Source organism: Sporocytophaga myxococcoides, assembly GCF_000775915.1.
Lineage (GTDB): Bacteria > Bacteroidota > Bacteroidia > Cytophagales > Cytophagaceae > Sporocytophaga > Sporocytophaga myxococcoides_A.
The window spans coordinates 169,495-185,826 of sequence record NZ_BBLT01000004.1; the positions used below are offsets into that span (position 1 = coordinate 169,495).

Sequence of the window (16,332 nt, forward strand, 5' to 3'; positions counted from 1 at the left end):
AAGTTTTTATAGATTAGAAATTATCTTTCCTGAAAATGCTTCAATTATTTGTTTTGCTTTTTCTTTTCCAGCTGCAGGAACATTTACGAGATACTCAGAATTCCTCGCCAGCCAGGGAATCTGCTTCTTATACCAACGTTGATAATCCTCTTCATCTTCTACAACCAGAATTAAAAGCATTGAAAAATGATTTCTCCCGCAAAGTTCAGCACAGGCTATTTCATAATTAAAGTCAGGATTTTTGGTAATTTCCCTCATTTCTTCAGTTGTATACCTTGGAATAAAAGAAAATCTTGTAAGCATGCCAGGTACTGCATCCATCTTTACTCTAAGATTAGGAATATATACACTGTGTATGACATCTCTTGAACGAATCCTCAACATGACTTTTTTGTTTCTTGGAAGATGTAACTGCACGGGCATGAAATCATCATACCCATTGGTATCTCTGAGATCCAACCCCATGGCATTGATACCATCGATATAATGAAAATTATAATTGCCAAGTTTACCATCTTTCCCAGGATATCTCAGCCTCCAATTGAATTGTTCTCCCAGAATTTCTATCTCCAAAACATCTTCACTTACACCTTGATTGATTATATTCCAGTAATAGTTTCCTGTCATAAACAAAATTATAAAAGCAAGTGTAGGCACAGAAAACCAGATTGCTTCTATAAAGAGATTGTTCTTCCAATAGAAGGCTTTTTTGCTTTTTCCCTTTGCGTATTTATAAGAAAAATAAAATAACAGGATTTGTGTCAATAAAAATACAATACCTGTTAATGCAATAGTTATCCAGAACATCCTGTCCACATATATTCCATGCACAGATGCATTTACAGGAAGAAATGGACTTTCATGGAAGTAGTTATAACCAAAGAATAGAAGCAGCCCAGTAACAAGGAATGAAATGAGCAAAACAGCATTTAGAGAATTATAGTCCTCTTTTGATTCAATTTCGTTTTTCCTGTAAAGAATATAATCAGATAAGATTTTCAGAAAAACATAAAACAGTGATATCCCTACAATTCCCGCAATGGTCCAGAAAAAAACTTTCATAATTACCTAAGCAGTTTTATACACTTAGGCTTAACCTATAATTACTTAGGATGTTTATCCGAATTGAAAATCGGCTTATTCGGAAAGAGGTACATTGGACTTTTTCCCTGATAGAGTTTTTATGACAAAGATGCCTGCCATCAATACACCTGCGGCTGCCATAAGTACTCCCCTGTGTTTTGTTAACCATAGCTGCGGACTGAAATCAGAAGCATTATCGTCAAACTTACCGCGAGCCATCGGGTCTCCGGGCACAGGTTCCCAAAGATTATTTCTTCTTCCAGGATCTTCAGGTTCATTTAAGAGCTGGCGTTTAATTTCAGAAGAAGAAAGGAACTTCCCACCAACCAGTGGATTGTTGTCTCCCAAAATAGACTCCAATGAAGGGTTACCTGCATAAACTTCTTTTCTGTTGTGTCTTGATGCGAAATATATTGCCTCAGCAGCTACCTCAGGCTGGAAGATTTTCCCTAAAGGCTTAGTTTTATTGGAAAGACTGCTTTTAACTATATTAAACTGAGGAGTATTAATTGCTGGTAACTGAACAAGAGTTACCCTTACATTACTCTTATCATGAACCAGTTCTTTTCTGAGTGAATCAACAAAACCAATTATAGCCTGCTCTGCGCCACAATAAGCGGATTGCAATGGAATTCCTTTGGAAGCATTTTCGGACCCTACAAATAAAATTACCCCTCTGTTTCTTGATAACATTCTATTAAGAACTGCAAGTGTACCGTAGACTTGTCCATGATATGTTACGTCCGTCACCCTTCTGAATTCATCAGGTCTCATACGACTAACGGGAGAAAAAATATTTGTCATGGCATTGTTGATCCAGACATCTATAGGACCAAGTTTTTCTTCTACTTCTCTGCATGCCTTCTCCACCTGAACAGGATCTGCAACATCAGTCTTAATTGTCAGGGCTACTCCACCTAATTCTTCAATATCTTTTTTTGTTCCCAGCAAACCATCCTCGCCCCTCGCAAGGATTGCGACCTTTGCTCCTTTACTGGCAAACTCCCTTGCAGTAGCCCTTCCTACACCCGAAGTACCACCAGTGATTACTACTACTTCAGGTTCCAGTGAATGCTGCCCCTCTTTTCTAATCAATTCTCTGATTTTATCTGCAAGTTTCTTAATCTTTTGCTCTGCCATGGTATGAACGAATGCTTATTAGATAAAGAACTCCTGGTGGTCTATAAAAGTTAAACCATAATTCATTAAAGATGAGGAAACAAAAATCAAAGCCTCCGGTTGAGCAAATACAGAACCATTTAAGATGAAGACAGAATCAAAGCGACAAACCAATATTTCAGAAGAAAGAGATACCTTATGGATTATTGATCAGGACCATACCACTATCAGGTTTTTTGCCAAACATCTTATCATATCTAAAATCTCAGGTATATTCAAGTCATTTGAAGGAAAGGTAAAATCTGTGGGCAATGATTTTTCAACTGCTGAAATAGAATTTAAAGCAGAAGTAAAAAGTCTTGATACTGGAAAAAAAGAACGCGATACCCATCTTCTTTCTGAGGATTTTTTTAAGGCATCAAAATATCCTCATATTCATTTTATAAGCACCTCCATACGCAGAATAAACTCTAAAGAGTTTGAAGTTGAAGGAGATATCACAATAAAAGATGTAAAAAAAAGTATTTTAATGAACGTTCATCTCGGAGGTATAACCATAGACCCATCCGGGCAAGAAAGAGCAGGATTTAGTATGTCTGCCTGGGTAAATCGGTTTGATTTCGGATTAAACTGGAATAATGTAATGGACACCGGAGGTGCTATTGTAGGAGAAAAAATTGATATTGAATGTGATGTGGAAATAGTAAAGCGAAATTAGCATTAAAAGAGGTGAAATAAAGAATTAAACACAACCTGATTTTTGTTCTCTGATTATAAAGTCGATTATCAGAAAGATTATAGTGGTCAGATCCAAAATAAAAAGCCCTGGTAGAAGTTCCGGGGCTTTTTATTTTTTATGAATTATAAAATGAAAAAAGGCCACCTAACTAGGGCAGCCTTTTGTTTTGCTGTAGGAGAAGGAGTCGAACCTCCAAGAGGCAGTTAGCTATAACTCAGAAAGATTAATAGTGGTCAACCCATTAAGTTACGTTTATCCCGTTATTCCCCACCCCCGAGACAGGAGGGCATGTCTGCCAGTTTCATCACCCTACATTGTGTGATCATAAGTATTTTTCAGCCATCTCATCCAGATGGCCTTTTATTTGCTGTAGGAGAAGGAGTCGAACCTCCAAGAGGCAGTTAGCTATAACTCAGAAAGATTAATAGTGGTCAACCCATTAAGTTACGTTTATCCCGTTATTCCTCACCCCCGAGACAGGAGGGCATGTCTGCCAATTTCATCACCCTACATTCTGTTGTTCATTGAAGAACTGATACAAAAGTAATAGACTCATCTATAATTTACAAATAATTCATAATTCTTTATAAATATTTACATTTTATTCAATAAATAACTAGTTTTATTAAAAATAAGATAAATTAACTTTTCTAAAATGGACAAAAATTCTGAAATTGATAATGTGGATCTCAAAATCCTTTCCTTACTCATGGAAAATGCGGGAATTGCATATACCGATATAGCAAAGGAAATATTTGTATCCCCTGGTACAGTACATGTTAGAATGAAAAAAATGGAGCAACTGGGAATTGTCAAAGGATCCCATCTTTCTATTGATTATGCACGTCTGGGTTATGATGTAACGGCATTCCTTGGTATATATCTGGAAAAGAGTTCCTTTTATGATCAGGCAGTAAAAGAATTACTGGAAATACCAGAAGTGGTCAATGTCCACTATACCACAGGAAATTACAGCATGTTTGTAAAAATAATCTGTAAAGACACCCAACACCTGAGACAGGTCTTGCACGATAAAATTCAAAAAGTATCTGGTATTCAACGTACTGAAACAAGTATATCTCTCGAAGAATCTATAAATAGAAATATTAAACTTTTTTGATGCTTGAAAACCAACATATTCCTTACTTCTCCTTAAAAAAAAGGTTTTTTGAACCTATATTTGGATGTTTTGTTCTAAATTTGTAAATTAAATTAGATTTGTTCTAAATAAGCTCCCACAACAAAAAAAGCGATGAGTGAGAATATAAAAATTCTGGAAGAAATAACAAGCTCTGAGTACAAATACGGTTTCGAGACTAAAATTGAAGCGGATTCTGCACCTAAAGGGCTGAATGAAGATATTGTGAAGTTCATTTCAGCAAAGAAAAATGAACCACAGTGGCTTCTGGAATGGAGACTGAAAGCCTACAGACATTGGTTGACACTTACAGAACCTAACTGGCAGAATGTTAATTACCCTAAAATTAACTATCAGGACATTATATATTACTCTGCTCCTAAGCCTAAAGTAAAATTAAACAGCCTGGACGAGATTGATCCTGAATTAAAAGCTACGTTTGACAAACTGGGCATTTCCCTTGATGAGCAAAAGAGACTTTCAGGTGTAGCTGTAGATGCTGTAATGGATAGTGTTTCCGTAGCTACAACCTATAAAGGAAAGCTTGCAGAACAGGGAATTATATTCTGCTCTCTAAGCGAAGCTGTTCAGGAGCATCCTGAATTGGTGAAGAAATATCTGGGAACAGTAGTTCCCATGACAGATAATTATTTTGCTGCTCTTAACTCAGCAGTATTCAGTGACGGATCATTTGTATTTATTCCTAAAGGCGTCAGATGCCCGATGGAACTATCTACATACTTCCGTATCAATGCTGCAAATACAGGCCAGTTTGAGCGTACATTGATCGTTGCAGAAGATTCAAGTTATGTAAGTTACCTTGAGGGTTGTACAGCACCGATGAGAGACGAAAATCAGCTTCATGCTGCCGTTGTTGAACTTATAGCAATGGACAATGCTGAAATAAAATACTCTACCGTACAAAACTGGTACCCTGGAGACAAAGAAGGTAAAGGGGGGATTTATAACTTCGTTACCAAAAGAGGTATCTGCAGCGGTGTGAATTCAAAAATATCCTGGACACAGGTTGAAACCGGTTCTTCCATCACATGGAAATATCCAAGCGTAATCCTTAAAGGAGATAACTCTATCGGAGAATTCTACTCTGTAGCTGTAACAAACAACATGCAGCAAGCAGATACAGGGACGAAGATGATCCATATTGGAAAAAACACAAAAAGCCGGATTGTATCTAAAGGGATATCTGCCGGAAGAAGTCAGAACAGCTACAGAGGTCTTGTTGAAGTTATGAAGAGAGCTGAAAATGCAAGAAACTTCTCTCAATGTGATTCCCTTCTTATGGGAGATAAATGTGGAGCGCATACATTCCCTTATATAGAAGTAAAAAACAATACGGCTACTGTAGAACACGAAGCGACTACTTCCAAAATCGGAGAAGACCAGATCTTCTATTGCAACCAAAGGGGAATAGGAACAGAGGCTGCCGTAGCATTGATTGTAAATGGATATTGCAAGGAAGTATTAAATCAGCTTCCTATGGAATTTGCAGTTGAAGCGCAAAAACTTCTTGCTATCAGTCTTGAAGGAAGTGTCGGTTAACCGATATTAATTAGATATTATCAGCATTAACAATAATGCTCCCGGAGATTCAGCCACTGGCTTTGTTCCCGGGAGCTTTCAACATTTAAATTCAACATTCAACAATAAACTTTTATGTTAAAGATAAAAGACCTTAAAGCTTCCGTAGATGGAAAAGAAATTCTGAAAGGAATAAACCTGGAAGTAAAGGCTGGCGAGGTCCATGCGATCATGGGACCTAACGGATCAGGAAAAAGTACACTTGCCTCTGTACTTGCAGGTAGAGCAGATTACGAAGTAACAGGCGGAAGTGTTGAGTTTTTAGGAAAAGATTTATTGGATCTTGCTCCGGAAGAGAGAGCTGGAGAAGGTGTATTCCTTGCATTTCAGTATCCAGTAGAAATACCTGGAGTTTCTAATACAAACTTTCTGAAAACTGCTGTGAATGAAATTCGCCAGTACCGTAAGCAAGAGCCTCTTGATTCTGTAACATTTCTTAATATAATGAAGGAAAAAATGAAGCTTGTTGAAATCGATCAGGCTTTATTAAAGAGATCTTTGAATGAAGGATTCTCCGGAGGTGAGAAAAAAAGAAATGAGATCTTCCAGATGGCAATGCTTGAGCCTAAATTATCAATCCTTGATGAAACGGATTCAGGACTTGATATCGACGCATTGAGAATTGTTGCTAATGGCGTAAATACTCTGAAGTCAAAAGAAACTGCATCAATAGTAGTTACCCACTACCAAAGACTTCTGGACTACATTGTTCCTGATTTTGTACACGTGCTATATAACGGACGTATTGTAAAATCAGGCACAAAAGAACTTGCGCTTGAGCTTGAAGAAAAAGGTTACGATTGGATTAAAAACGAAGTAAAGGCAGGATCTGCAGTTTAAACCATGAATTTAACAACTACAGAAGAACTGGTAAAAACCTTCAACGAAAACTCAAAAAGGCTCTCTCCTGCTCAGTCTGATGTCAGGAAAGACGCGATCTCTGCGTTTCAGAAGCAAGGTTTTCCGGGAAGAAAACATGAAGAGTGGAAATATACCAATCTCGCCCCTGTACTAGGAAGAGATTATCTGATTGAGGATACAACCACCCTGAATAAAAAAGATATAGATGGTTTGTTGCTTTCATCAATGGAAGCTAATCATCTTGTTTTTGTTAATGGGAACTATAATAAAGAACTGTCATCGGTAAATGCTGATGAGCCAATTATTATCAGTGACCTGAGCCAGTCAGGAGATATCAATGAATATCTTACAGCTTCATCTATCACTCTAAATGATAGCATTACAGAACTCAACACAGCATTGGCTAATGGTGTTGTGATAACTGTTAAAAAAGGAAAAGTAGTAAACAAGCCAATTATTATTCATTTTATCGGTGATGGCAGAAAGGGTAATATCTTCTCCAATACAAGAAACATTTTCATTCTTGAAGAAAATGCTCAGGCTATTTTCATCGAAAACTATTCTACAATAGGCTCAAACGCTCATTTTTCAAACAACATTACTCAAATTGTTGTAAAGAAAGATGCTTATGCAACCTATTACAAAATACAAAATGATGCCAAGTCTGATCATGTTGGTACTACGCAGGTTTACCAGCCTGAGAAAAGCAATTTTGCAGCCACCACAATTACTCTAGACGGAGGCATTATCAGAAACAACCTTAACATCCGCCTTTCTTCAGAATATTCTGAGGCATCTCTGGTTGGACTATATATGGTAAAAGGCAATACACACATTGATAACCATACCCTTGTAGATCATGCAAAAGCCAACTGCTACAGCAATGAGCTATATAAAGGTTTGTTGGATGATAGGTCAACAGGTGTATTTAATGGTAAAATCTATGTAAGACAGGATGCACAAAAAACCAATGCATTTCAGTCAAACAAAAATATCCTTCTGAGCAAGGACGCTACCATGAACACAAAACCTCAGCTTGAAATCTTTGCTGATGATGTTAAATGTTCACATGGAGCCACAACAGGTATGATGGATGAAGAGCCATTGTTCTATTTGAGATCAAGAGGTATCAGTGAGAAAAAAGCAAAAGCATTGTTAATGCATGCTTTTGCTGCTGACATCCTTGAATACATCAAACTAGAGCCATTGAAAGAGTTGCTCGACCAGACCATCCTCGACAGATTAAGTTAAGATAAAAGCAAAGTAAGATGAGTGGAACAAAGATAAAAGGGCTAGACCTTACGACAATTAGAGAAGAATTCCCTGTGCTGGATCAGCAGGTAAACGGGAAACCTCTTGTTTATTTTGACAACGCAGCTACCACTCAGAAACCCAAGGCAGTTATTGACAGCCTTGTAAGCTACTATTCATCTTACAATGCCAATATTCATCGTGGCATTCACACCCTTGCAGAAAAAGCTACTGCTGCTTTTGAAAGCACCAGAGAGGCGATCAGAGCTTTTATAAATGCTTCATCTACCGAAGAGATTATCTTTACCAAAGGAACTACAGAGTCTATAAACCTTGTAGCTGCAACCTGGGGAAAAGAAAACATCCATAAGGGTGATGAAATCATCGTTTCCGGCCTGGAGCATCACTCCAATATGGTTCCCTGGCAGATACTTGCAGCTGAGAAAGGCGCTATCGTAAAGATTATTCCGGTTAACGCAAACGGAGAGTTGATACTTTCTGACTTAAATAACCTGATTACAGATAAGACCAAAATCATTGCCCTTAATCATGTTTCCAATGCATTAGGCACCATTAATCCAATAGCTGAGGTTATCAAAATAGCACACAGCAAAAACGTTAAAGTGCTTATAGACGGGGCTCAGGCAGTTTCTCACCTTGACATCGACGTTCAAAAACTGGATGCTGATTTCTATGCATTCTCCGGACATAAAATGTACGGTCCTACCGGAATCGGCATACTGTACGGTAAAAAAGCCCTATTGGAAGAAATGCCGCCCTACCAGGGAGGAGGAGAAATGATCAAAGAAGTAACTTATGCTTCATGTTCATTCAATGAATTACCATATAAATTTGAAGCTGGCACTCCAAACATTGCAGATGCTATTGCTTTAAAGGCCTCCGTAGATTTCATCAATAAATTTGGAAAGCAAGCGATAAGAGAGGTAGAGAATCAGCTTTTAGAATATGCCACTCAAAAACTATCTGCGATTCCTGGTCTTACCATTAAAGGAACTGCAAAAGAAAAAGTAAGTGTAATCTCTTTTGTGATTGAAGGTATTCACCATCAGGATCTGGGAATTCTGCTTGATCAGGAAGGCATAGCTATAAGAACAGGTCATCATTGTACTCAACCATTGATGGGTCATTTCGGCATTCCTGGTACAGCAAGGGCATCCTTTGCAGTTTATAATACTTTTGAAGAAATAGACAGACTGGAAGCTGGAATTAAAAAAGCTGTAAAGATGTTGAAGTAAGGGAATTTCAAAAATGAGCGCAGCAGAAAAAACAGTTAAGGAAATACAAAATCAGGTAGTCGAAGAGTTTTCATTTTTCGATGAGTGGGATGAAAAATATGCCTATCTGATTGAATTGGGTAAAAAACTGGAAATACTAGATCCATCTCATAAAACAGAAGAAAAGAAAATAAAAGGATGTCAGTCACAGGTATGGTTAAATTCTTACCTGAAAGATGACAAAATTTATTATCAGGCTGATAGCGATGCAGTGATTGTAAAGGGATTGGTTAGTTTACTTGTAAGAGTCTTTTCAGGCCATCCGCCAGCAGAAGTTGCTCAAGCCGATATTGATTTTATTGATGAAATTGGCTTAAAGCAACACCTTTCACCTACAAGATCTAATGGTCTTGTATCTATGCTGAAGCAAATGAAACTGGATGCAGTTGCATTTCAGGCTTTATTACAGTCCAAACAGTAAATAACTTCTTAAACCAATGAGTTCAGAAGAGACTAAATTAAATCATGACGATGAAGCCTTAAAGGAAAAAGTCCTTGACGCTATCAAAACGATTTATGATCCTGAGATTCCTGTTAATATCTATGAATTAGGGTTGATTTATGATATTAATGTTTTTCCGGTAAATAACGTGCATGTTGTTATGACCCTTACATCTCCCTCCTGCCCCAGCGCTGGTACCATACCAGGAGAAGTTGAGCAAAAGATCAGAGAAATCGAAGGGATCAACGATGTAAGTGTAGAACTGACTTTTGATCCTCCTTACCATCAGGACATGATGAGTGAGGCTGCCAAACTTGAGTTGGGCTTTTTATAGAATTTGTGAGTGAACACTCAAAATGTCAATAGGTTAATAACCAATTTTAAAAAATCAAAAATCACTAATCCAATAGTTTAAAGATATGTATCCAGAAGCACTAGTTGCGCCAATGCGCGCGGATCTAAGCACTGCCGGATTTCAGGAATTAAAATCACCTGAGCAGGTAGATCAGTTGCTTAAAAATGAGAAAGGCACTGTGTTGCTTGTTGTAAATTCTGTATGCGGTTGCGCTGCAGGAGCAGCAAGACCAGGAGCGAAACTTGCAGTAAGCAGAAGTAAAGTAAAACCTGACGTATTGGCAACTGTTTTTGCAGGTGTAGATACTGCAGCCGTTCAAAAGGCAAGGGAATATTTCCTCCCTTATCCTCCTTCATCTCCTTCCATGGCTATTTTCAAGAATGGAGAACTGGTACATTTTGTTGAAAGACATCATATTGAAGGAAGATCTGCTGAAATGATCGCTGAGCACCTTCAAATGGTATTCGAAGAAATTGCTTAAGTTTTAACTAAAAGGTTGCCGGGAACGTATATGTCTCAGCAACCTTTTACTTTTATAATTTTTAAAGGCCAGGCTGCCTATTATTTATTGGAATTCAAAGCAAGGTGCTTCCACCCTTTATTCTGACAAATTTTTAAATGATAAGTATGAATAACACTCCAATTTTTGAAAATAATATCATTTCACTTTCTTATTTAGGAAAAATACTTTTAGTTGATTACAAAAAAAGATCAATAATAGACTTAAAGGCAGTTCAAAATTCCATTAAAGAAAGAGAAAAACTCGCCAAAAAAGCCCCGCTCCTGGTTATTGCTGATATTTCTAAAATTGAATATATCACTAGGGATGCCAGAGCATTTTTAGCAGGACCTTCAAACAAAACATTAGCTACTGCCATCGTTTTTCATTCTAAAATACAGGAAGTAATTGGCAAGATTTATATTAAATTCCATAAGCCTAAAACCCCGGTAAAATTATTTACCAGGATTTCAGATGCTCACGAATGGCTTCAGACTTTTATAAAGTCATAATATATCATTGTGATTACGGTTGAAAAGAAACCTGCTTTCCCTCCACTATGATCTTCGTTACTTTAGGCGATTTCCATCTAGGCTGGCCTAACCCTTTTTCCCATGCCAGGTAATCTGTTTTAAGTTCTTCTACCTTTTGACTTAACTTTGAAGAAAGATCTTCTTTTTCATATGGATCATTTTTAAGATCATATAAAAATACGGTCTTATCATTTTCATTTACGAGCAATTTATAATCACCTTTCCTGATTGTCTTTACAAAACCATTCCTCCAGTATAAAGTCTCATGTGGCTTGCTCTTATTAGTTCCTGTTATATATGGTAATAAATCAACCCCATCATAGGTTCTGTCTGCTGGTAACTTTGTAAATGTGGCTGCTGCAAATGTCGGGAATAAATCCAAAGTGCTTACTGGAGCTTCGAAGACTATCCCTGCTTTGATTTTTTGAGGCCACTTTATAAATAAAGGAGTCCTGATACCACCTTCATAATGGGTTAACTTCCCTCCTTTCAAAGGATAGTTAATGTTTTCATAGCTTCCATCGTATAAAGTAATACCTTCCTTAGTGCCATTGTAATTGAGTTTGTGATAGGTTGAACCATTATCGCCTGAAAACACAACGATCGTATTAGAATCTAATCCTTCCTGCTTTAGTTTATCAAGAATCCTTCCTACAGCCTGATCCAGACTTACCGTCATTGCAAGGAGAATACGTTGTTGTTCATCTTTAATGTGTGTCAGCTTATCATAATCTTGTTTTACAGCCTGCAATGGTGTATGGATTGCTCCGAAAGGCACATAGAGGAAAAATGGTTTGTCTTTATTCACATCAATAAAACTAACAGCTTCTCTTGCTATTGCGGAAGTCTGGTATTCCTTCTCATCAACAATTTCTCCATTCCTGAAAATACCGGTAGCAATAGGGTCTCTTTTCCACTGATATTTATTAGTATTTGAGGCATAATGATGGTATCCTTCCTTATTCTTAAAGGTCACTTTCTCCTGATCATTTTCATCTGTATAATATAAAGTAGAACCACCATACCAGCCCCAGCTATAATCGAAACCTCGCTGGTGTGGTCTGTAACCATCATAAAAACCAGCATGCCATTTACCTATGATTCCTGTTGTATAGCCATTCTTCTTCAGCAACTCCGCATAATTAATTTCCGTTGAGGGAATACCTTGCGTTTTCTCATCAGGGGCTATATTCTGCTGAAGCAAGCTTCTAACATATTTTACACTGTCGGCAGTGTATGCTGAAAAAGATGGATAATGAAGGTGAAATTCTGATCCAAATCGTTGCTGGTATCTTCCTGTAAGCAAAGCTGCACGGGAAGCACAGCAAATCGGCGCTGTAACATAATTCTGTTTAAACCTGACACCTTCATTAGCTATGGCATCTATATTCGGTGTCTGAATATATTTGTTACCATTGACAGATGGTACATTCTGACCAAAATCATCTGCAAAGATGAAGATGATATTAGGTTTAGCCACAAGGGTTTCAGCTGCTTCCCCTTTGATATCTTCACTATTACTGAGTGAACTAAAAACAATTGCGCCACCAGCCAACACCAGGCCGGCTGAAATTAACCATATTCTTTTGCTCATATAATTGGTTGATTTTTAAGTTTCAAAAATGTAATTGCGACCTTAATCTCATCCTAATCCTTCTCATGAAAGAGAAGGACTAGGATGAACGCAAATAGACATCACGCATGTCGTCTCTACAAAAGATATTGCATGATATTATTTCTTTCCCACTCCGAAACATAGGGCTAACACCCTATGCTAATATTATTTTTACCTTACTCCAATTGTGGTTTTATTCATCAACATGCAGAGGCTTTGGATAGAGAGACGTCAGCATGGCGTCTCTACAAAGGGGAACCTCTATTGTTGTACTTTAACTTTAACCTTTAAGCTTTTAACTTAAAACTTACAACTCACTATTGTACATCCATCGGTTTTGGAGGAATGTATTTACCATCTTTATCTAAAGGTCTTTCATCAGCATATGTTGGAATAACATAACCCACAGCTTTTTCCTGCTTTGAAAGTTCCTGCTGTAATTGCTCCTTGAGTTTCGTCGCTTCCTTCTGATTGATCAGATTATTAGATTCTTGTGGATCTTTGGTTAAATCAAAAAGTTCATTCCATTCATCTTGTCCGGGATAAACAATAAGCTTGCTTGTCTCTGTACGAACAGCTTTAATTGTAGGCGTTGTTGTTCCATCTTCATAGAAGTATTCGTAAAGGAAAGAAGTCCTCCAGTCTTTAATTTTATTCTCTATAAGTGGTACCCAGCTCTTGCCCTGATAAGACTTAGGAGCGCTGATACCCGCTAAATCAAGAATGGAAGGAGCCTGATCGAGGTTCAACACCAGTTTGTCTATAGTCTTTCCTTTTGGAAATCTTGCAGGGTAACGAACGAGAAGAGGAATTCTCATAGATTCTTCATAGGCAGCACGCTTATCACCTAATCCATGCTCACCAAAGAAGAAGCCATTGTCGCTTGAAAAAATTACAACAGTATTCTCTGTCAACTTCAATGAATCCAATACATTCAAGATTCTTCCGACATTTTCGTCAATTCCCTTTAATGCTCCGAAATATCCTCTGATTGTCTTCTCGTTGTTATCTGTCCATGATGTGCTCTTGTTCTGAGCGATATTTGTATTTTTTCTTTTCGATTCAATCTTGTTTTTATACGGAGCCTCCAGATGTTCATTCGATGGCTTTATCAGTTCAACATCCGCATAAGTATTGGTATGTCTGACAGGAGGTTGAAAAGGTCCATGTCCTGATTTATATGCAAGCACCAAAGCAAATGATTTATCTTTATTTCCTTTTATATAATCAAGCGCAAAATCTGTTGTGACGTCATCCACCCAACCCACAGTAGGTTGGCTTACTCCATTAATCTCTAATGGACAATCAAAATAAGCTCCTTGCCCTACAAAGCTTACGGAATAATCAAATCCAGGTCTCTTCCCAGTTTCTTTTCCCATATGCCATTTACCAAAAAATGCTGTATTATAACCAACTTTCTTCAACAAAACAGGATATGTTTCCAATGTATCTGTAAAGTTTGTGTGGTTATTAGCAATTCCATTTAAATGATTATACCTTCCTGTGAGTAAGGTCGACCTGCTTGGAGAACAAAGAGAATTGATTACAAATGCATTTCTAAAGCGGACACCTTCATTTCCGATTCTATCAAGATTGGGTGTTTTAAACCATGGGAAACGGGCATTAGCTCCCTGTTCATCCTGAACAATGCTTAAAGCATCATATCTTTGATCATCAGTATAAATAAAGATGATATTAGGTTTAGCGTTCTTTAGATTTGCTTGTGCATGAGCTTTTCCCAAAGTCAGGCAAAGGGCCAGGATTGAAAACAGGTATCTCTTTTTCATTTCTTTAGTTTTATATTCATTATTCCTTTCCTCCCCCTTTAAGTCTTGGGGCATTGGGAGCGTTAACTTTTGGCAGAAATGCTATCAATTCTTTTTTAACACTCGCATATTTCGGATCATTAGCGATATTCTTCCATTCCTGAGGATCTGTATCATGATCATACAATTCTTCAGTCCCGTCTTGGTACACGATATATCTATATCTCTCATTCCGGACAGAATGATTACCGAAACCATGTGTAGTAACAGAAGGATAATTCCATATTGCCAAAGGATTCTTTAACAGAGGTACTATGCTATTTCCTTCCAATCCAGTTTTTGAAGGCAACTGACATAAATCTATCAATGTAGGATAAATATCCATTAGGTTTACAGTGCGTTTCACGACTGTATTGGCTTTTGTAATACCTGGAGCAATAACAATAAACGGAACCCTTGTTGCTTCTTCCCAAAGAGCAAACTTCCTCCAATGCTCCTTCTCTCCCAAGTGCCAGCCATGATCTCCAAAGAGTACGATGATCGTATTGTCTTTATACTTGCTCTTATTCAAAGTATCCACCAGCCTGCCGATTTGTCCATCCGCAAAAGTATTGCTCGCCAGATACCCTTGAACAGCTTTTCTCCATTGACCTGACTCAACAATAAACTTATGATCTCCATCTGGCTTAGCAATTGCCACTCCTGCGGATGGAACATCTGCCAAATCATTCGGGATTACAGAAGGCAAAGTAATTTTATCCAATGGGTATAAATCGAAATACTTTTGCGGAACATACCATGGTAGGTGTGGTCTTGTAAAACCTATCGCCAGAAAGAATGGTTTATCATGATTCTTCTCAAGAAACTCAATACCTTTAGAAACCGTTTTATAGTCTCCCATGTCTTCATCCTTCACATTCACTGGACTCCAGTCAAAGTTTGCTCTTCCGTTAACAGGTGTAGAAGGTGGTTCCGGATCTTTTGGGACACCATGGTAGATAGGCCATGATGCATCGTCATTATAACTATTATGGTAAATTTTACCAGCTGCTTCCACCTTATATCCATTTGCTGTAAAATACTGAGGCAGGGTCACAGCGTCTTTTAATACAGGCCTCCATGGCTGATCATTGTGATAGACACCTGATGTAGCAGGACGCACTCCTGTAAGTAAACTGGCTCTTGAAGGATTACATGCCGGAGCAGAACAATAAGCTTTTTCAAACCTCACGCCTGACTTAGCCAGCTTGTCCAGATTAGGAGTAATAATTCCTTTATAACCACCAAAGGGCTCTATCCAATCATTCATATCATCAACAGCAATGAACAACACGTTATATTTTCCGGCAGATTGTGCCTTACTTATGTTGTGATTCAAAAATACTATTGCGATAACAAAAACAATCGCTCTCTTAAATGTACTCAAACTCATTACTTGATCTATTGTATGTATGATTTATTGCACTACAATTAGGCTAGGGTTCACCCTATACTAACAAAACATTACCCTTTCAAAAGGGTGAACAAAGGTATTTCACGATTCATTTATATAATGCATTAAGGCCTGCATAATGGACAGAGAGGACAGAGAGACGCCAGCATGGGTTCACTATAAAGCAATATGCAGAGCCTTTAGCAAGGGAGACGCCAGCATGGCGTCTCTACAAAAGGGTGTTGCATAATATATCCTCTTCCTCCGAATCACAGGGCTTACACCCTATGCTGACTAAATATCACCCCCTTCCGGGGGCTCTGTATGCTTAAGACTTTATTATTTTAAAATTGCTCAAGAGTGTTTTATTTATCAATATACAAAGCTTTTAGATAGGGAGACGCCAGCATAGCGTCTCTATAAAGGGTATTGCATAATATTATTTTTCCTCCAATGAAACATAGGGCTTACACCCTATGCTGATAAAATACCACCCCGCCTGAGGGCTCTGTATGCTTAAGACTTTATTATTTTTAACTTACTCTAAGAGTTTTTTATTCATCAACATGCAAAGCTTTTTGATAGAGAGACGCCAGCATGGCGTC

The 16,332-nt window shown here is 37.8% G+C and carries 15 protein-coding genes; 10 read left to right on the forward strand and 5 right to left on the reverse strand.

The window, feature by feature from the left end; genetic code table 11:
* Nucleotides 1-6: 6 nt before the first annotated feature.
* Together MYP_RS10945 and MYP_RS10950 are read right to left on the reverse strand one after the other, a co-directional pair.
* The gene (locus MYP_RS10945; RefSeq protein ID WP_045463006.1) at nt 7-1,062 is read right to left on the reverse strand and encodes a cytochrome c oxidase subunit II; all 1,056 of its coding nucleotides are present in this window, start codon (nt 1,060-1,062) and stop codon (nt 7-9) included.
* A gap of 75 nt (nt 1,063-1,137) precedes the next feature.
* On the reverse strand, nt 1,138-2,223 hold the full coding sequence (locus MYP_RS10950) for an SDR family oxidoreductase (protein ID WP_081990482.1): 1,086 nt from the start codon (nt 2,221-2,223) through the stop codon (nt 1,138-1,140).
* 124 nt (nt 2,224-2,347) lie between these two features.
* On the opposite strand from MYP_RS10950, the gene MYP_RS10955 reads away from it, so the two are divergent.
* The 10 genes from MYP_RS10955 (at nt 2,348) to MYP_RS11000 (ending at nt 10,893) form a co-directional block, all read left to right on the forward strand.
* Nucleotides 2,348-2,920, forward strand: a complete 573-nt coding sequence (locus tag MYP_RS10955; RefSeq protein WP_045463009.1) for a YceI family protein — start codon at nt 2,348-2,350, stop codon at nt 2,918-2,920.
* Between the two features lie 676 nt (nt 2,921-3,596).
* Entirely contained in the window at nt 3,597-4,061 is a 465-nt protein-coding gene (locus MYP_RS10960; protein WP_045463012.1) for an Lrp/AsnC ligand binding domain-containing protein, read from the forward strand.
* A gap of 132 nt (nt 4,062-4,193) precedes the next feature.
* On the forward strand, nt 4,194-5,639 hold the full coding sequence (sufB, locus tag MYP_RS10965; RefSeq protein ID WP_045463015.1) for a Fe-S cluster assembly protein SufB: 1,446 nt from the start codon (nt 4,194-4,196) through the stop codon (nt 5,637-5,639).
* A gap of 114 nt (nt 5,640-5,753) precedes the next feature.
* Nucleotides 5,754-6,518, forward strand: coding sequence for a Fe-S cluster assembly ATPase SufC (gene sufC, locus MYP_RS10970; protein ID WP_045463018.1), 765 nt, complete (start codon nt 5,754-5,756; stop codon nt 6,516-6,518).
* 3 nt (nt 6,519-6,521) lie between these two features.
* Complete coding sequence (gene sufD / locus MYP_RS10975; RefSeq protein WP_045463021.1) at nt 6,522-7,790, forward strand: Fe-S cluster assembly protein SufD; 1,269 nt, start codon at nt 6,522-6,524, stop codon at nt 7,788-7,790.
* Nucleotides 7,791-7,807: 17 nt separating this feature from the next.
* Entirely contained in the window at nt 7,808-9,046 is a 1,239-nt protein-coding gene (locus tag MYP_RS10980) for an aminotransferase class V-fold PLP-dependent enzyme (RefSeq protein ID WP_045463024.1), read from the forward strand.
* Between the two features lie 13 nt (nt 9,047-9,059).
* On the forward strand, nt 9,060-9,506 hold the full coding sequence (locus MYP_RS10985) for a SufE family protein (protein ID WP_045463027.1): 447 nt from the start codon (nt 9,060-9,062) through the stop codon (nt 9,504-9,506).
* 16 nt (nt 9,507-9,522) lie between these two features.
* The gene (locus tag MYP_RS10990; protein WP_045463030.1) at nt 9,523-9,861 is read left to right on the forward strand and encodes an SUF system Fe-S cluster assembly protein; all 339 of its coding nucleotides are present in this window, start codon (nt 9,523-9,525) and stop codon (nt 9,859-9,861) included.
* An 85-nt stretch (nt 9,862-9,946) separates the two neighbouring features.
* Nucleotides 9,947-10,363: a BrxA/BrxB family bacilliredoxin gene (locus MYP_RS10995; RefSeq protein WP_045463033.1), complete on the forward strand. Its 417-nt coding sequence runs from the start codon at nt 9,947-9,949 to the stop codon at nt 10,361-10,363.
* A gap of 146 nt (nt 10,364-10,509) precedes the next feature.
* On the forward strand, nt 10,510-10,893 hold the full coding sequence (locus MYP_RS11000; protein ID WP_045463035.1) for a DUF7793 family protein: 384 nt from the start codon (nt 10,510-10,512) through the stop codon (nt 10,891-10,893).
* Nucleotides 10,894-10,906: 13 nt separating this feature from the next.
* Here the strand turns inward: MYP_RS11000 and MYP_RS11005 are convergent, their stop codons facing one another.
* The 3 genes from MYP_RS11005 to MYP_RS11015 all read right to left on the reverse strand — a co-directional run bounded on the left by MYP_RS11005 (nt 10,907) and on the right by MYP_RS11015 (nt 15,673).
* Nucleotides 10,907-12,508, reverse strand: a complete 1,602-nt coding sequence (locus tag MYP_RS11005) for a sulfatase-like hydrolase/transferase (RefSeq protein WP_052430102.1) — start codon at nt 12,506-12,508, stop codon at nt 10,907-10,909.
* A 338-nt stretch (nt 12,509-12,846) separates the two neighbouring features.
* Complete coding sequence (locus tag MYP_RS11010; RefSeq protein ID WP_045463850.1) at nt 12,847-14,316, reverse strand: sulfatase family protein; 1,470 nt, start codon at nt 14,314-14,316, stop codon at nt 12,847-12,849.
* Nucleotides 14,317-14,335: 19 nt separating this feature from the next.
* Nucleotides 14,336-15,673, reverse strand: a complete 1,338-nt coding sequence (locus MYP_RS11015) for a sulfatase (RefSeq protein ID WP_231570033.1) — start codon at nt 15,671-15,673, stop codon at nt 14,336-14,338.
* Nucleotides 15,674-16,332 lie beyond the last annotated feature (659 nt).

What these genes read in the sequence shown, in the direction of transcription:
- MYP_RS10980 (WP_045463024.1), top strand. Translation starts at nt 7,808, where the DNA reads ATGAGTGGAACAAAGATAAAAGGGCTAGACCTTACGACAATTAGAGAA.
- MYP_RS10950 (WP_081990482.1), bottom strand. Translation starts at nt 2,223, where the DNA reads ATGGCAGAGCAAAAGATTAAGAAACTTGCAGATAAAATCAGAGAATTG.
- MYP_RS10990 (WP_045463030.1), top strand. Translation starts at nt 9,523, where the DNA reads ATGAGTTCAGAAGAGACTAAATTAAATCATGACGATGAAGCCTTAAAG.
- MYP_RS10955 (WP_045463009.1), top strand. Translation starts at nt 2,348, where the DNA reads ATGAAGACAGAATCAAAGCGACAAACCAATATTTCAGAAGAAAGAGAT.
- MYP_RS10995 (WP_045463033.1), top strand. Translation starts at nt 9,947, where the DNA reads ATGTATCCAGAAGCACTAGTTGCGCCAATGCGCGCGGATCTAAGCACT.
- MYP_RS11010 (WP_045463850.1), bottom strand. Translation starts at nt 14,316, where the DNA reads ATGAAAAAGAGATACCTGTTTTCAATCCTGGCCCTTTGCCTGACTTTG.
- MYP_RS10960 (WP_045463012.1), top strand. Translation starts at nt 3,597, where the DNA reads ATGGACAAAAATTCTGAAATTGATAATGTGGATCTCAAAATCCTTTCC.
- sufC (WP_045463018.1), top strand. Translation starts at nt 5,754, where the DNA reads ATGTTAAAGATAAAAGACCTTAAAGCTTCCGTAGATGGAAAAGAAATT.
- MYP_RS10985 (WP_045463027.1), top strand. Translation starts at nt 9,060, where the DNA reads ATGAGCGCAGCAGAAAAAACAGTTAAGGAAATACAAAATCAGGTAGTC.
- sufD (WP_045463021.1), top strand. Translation starts at nt 6,522, where the DNA reads ATGAATTTAACAACTACAGAAGAACTGGTAAAAACCTTCAACGAAAAC.
- sufB (WP_045463015.1), top strand. Translation starts at nt 4,194, where the DNA reads ATGAGTGAGAATATAAAAATTCTGGAAGAAATAACAAGCTCTGAGTAC.
- MYP_RS11005 (WP_052430102.1), bottom strand. Translation starts at nt 12,508, where the DNA reads ATGAGCAAAAGAATATGGTTAATTTCAGCCGGCCTGGTGTTGGCTGGT.
- MYP_RS11000 (WP_045463035.1), top strand. Translation starts at nt 10,510, where the DNA reads ATGAATAACACTCCAATTTTTGAAAATAATATCATTTCACTTTCTTAT.
- MYP_RS10945 (WP_045463006.1), bottom strand. Translation starts at nt 1,062, where the DNA reads ATGAAAGTTTTTTTCTGGACCATTGCGGGAATTGTAGGGATATCACTG.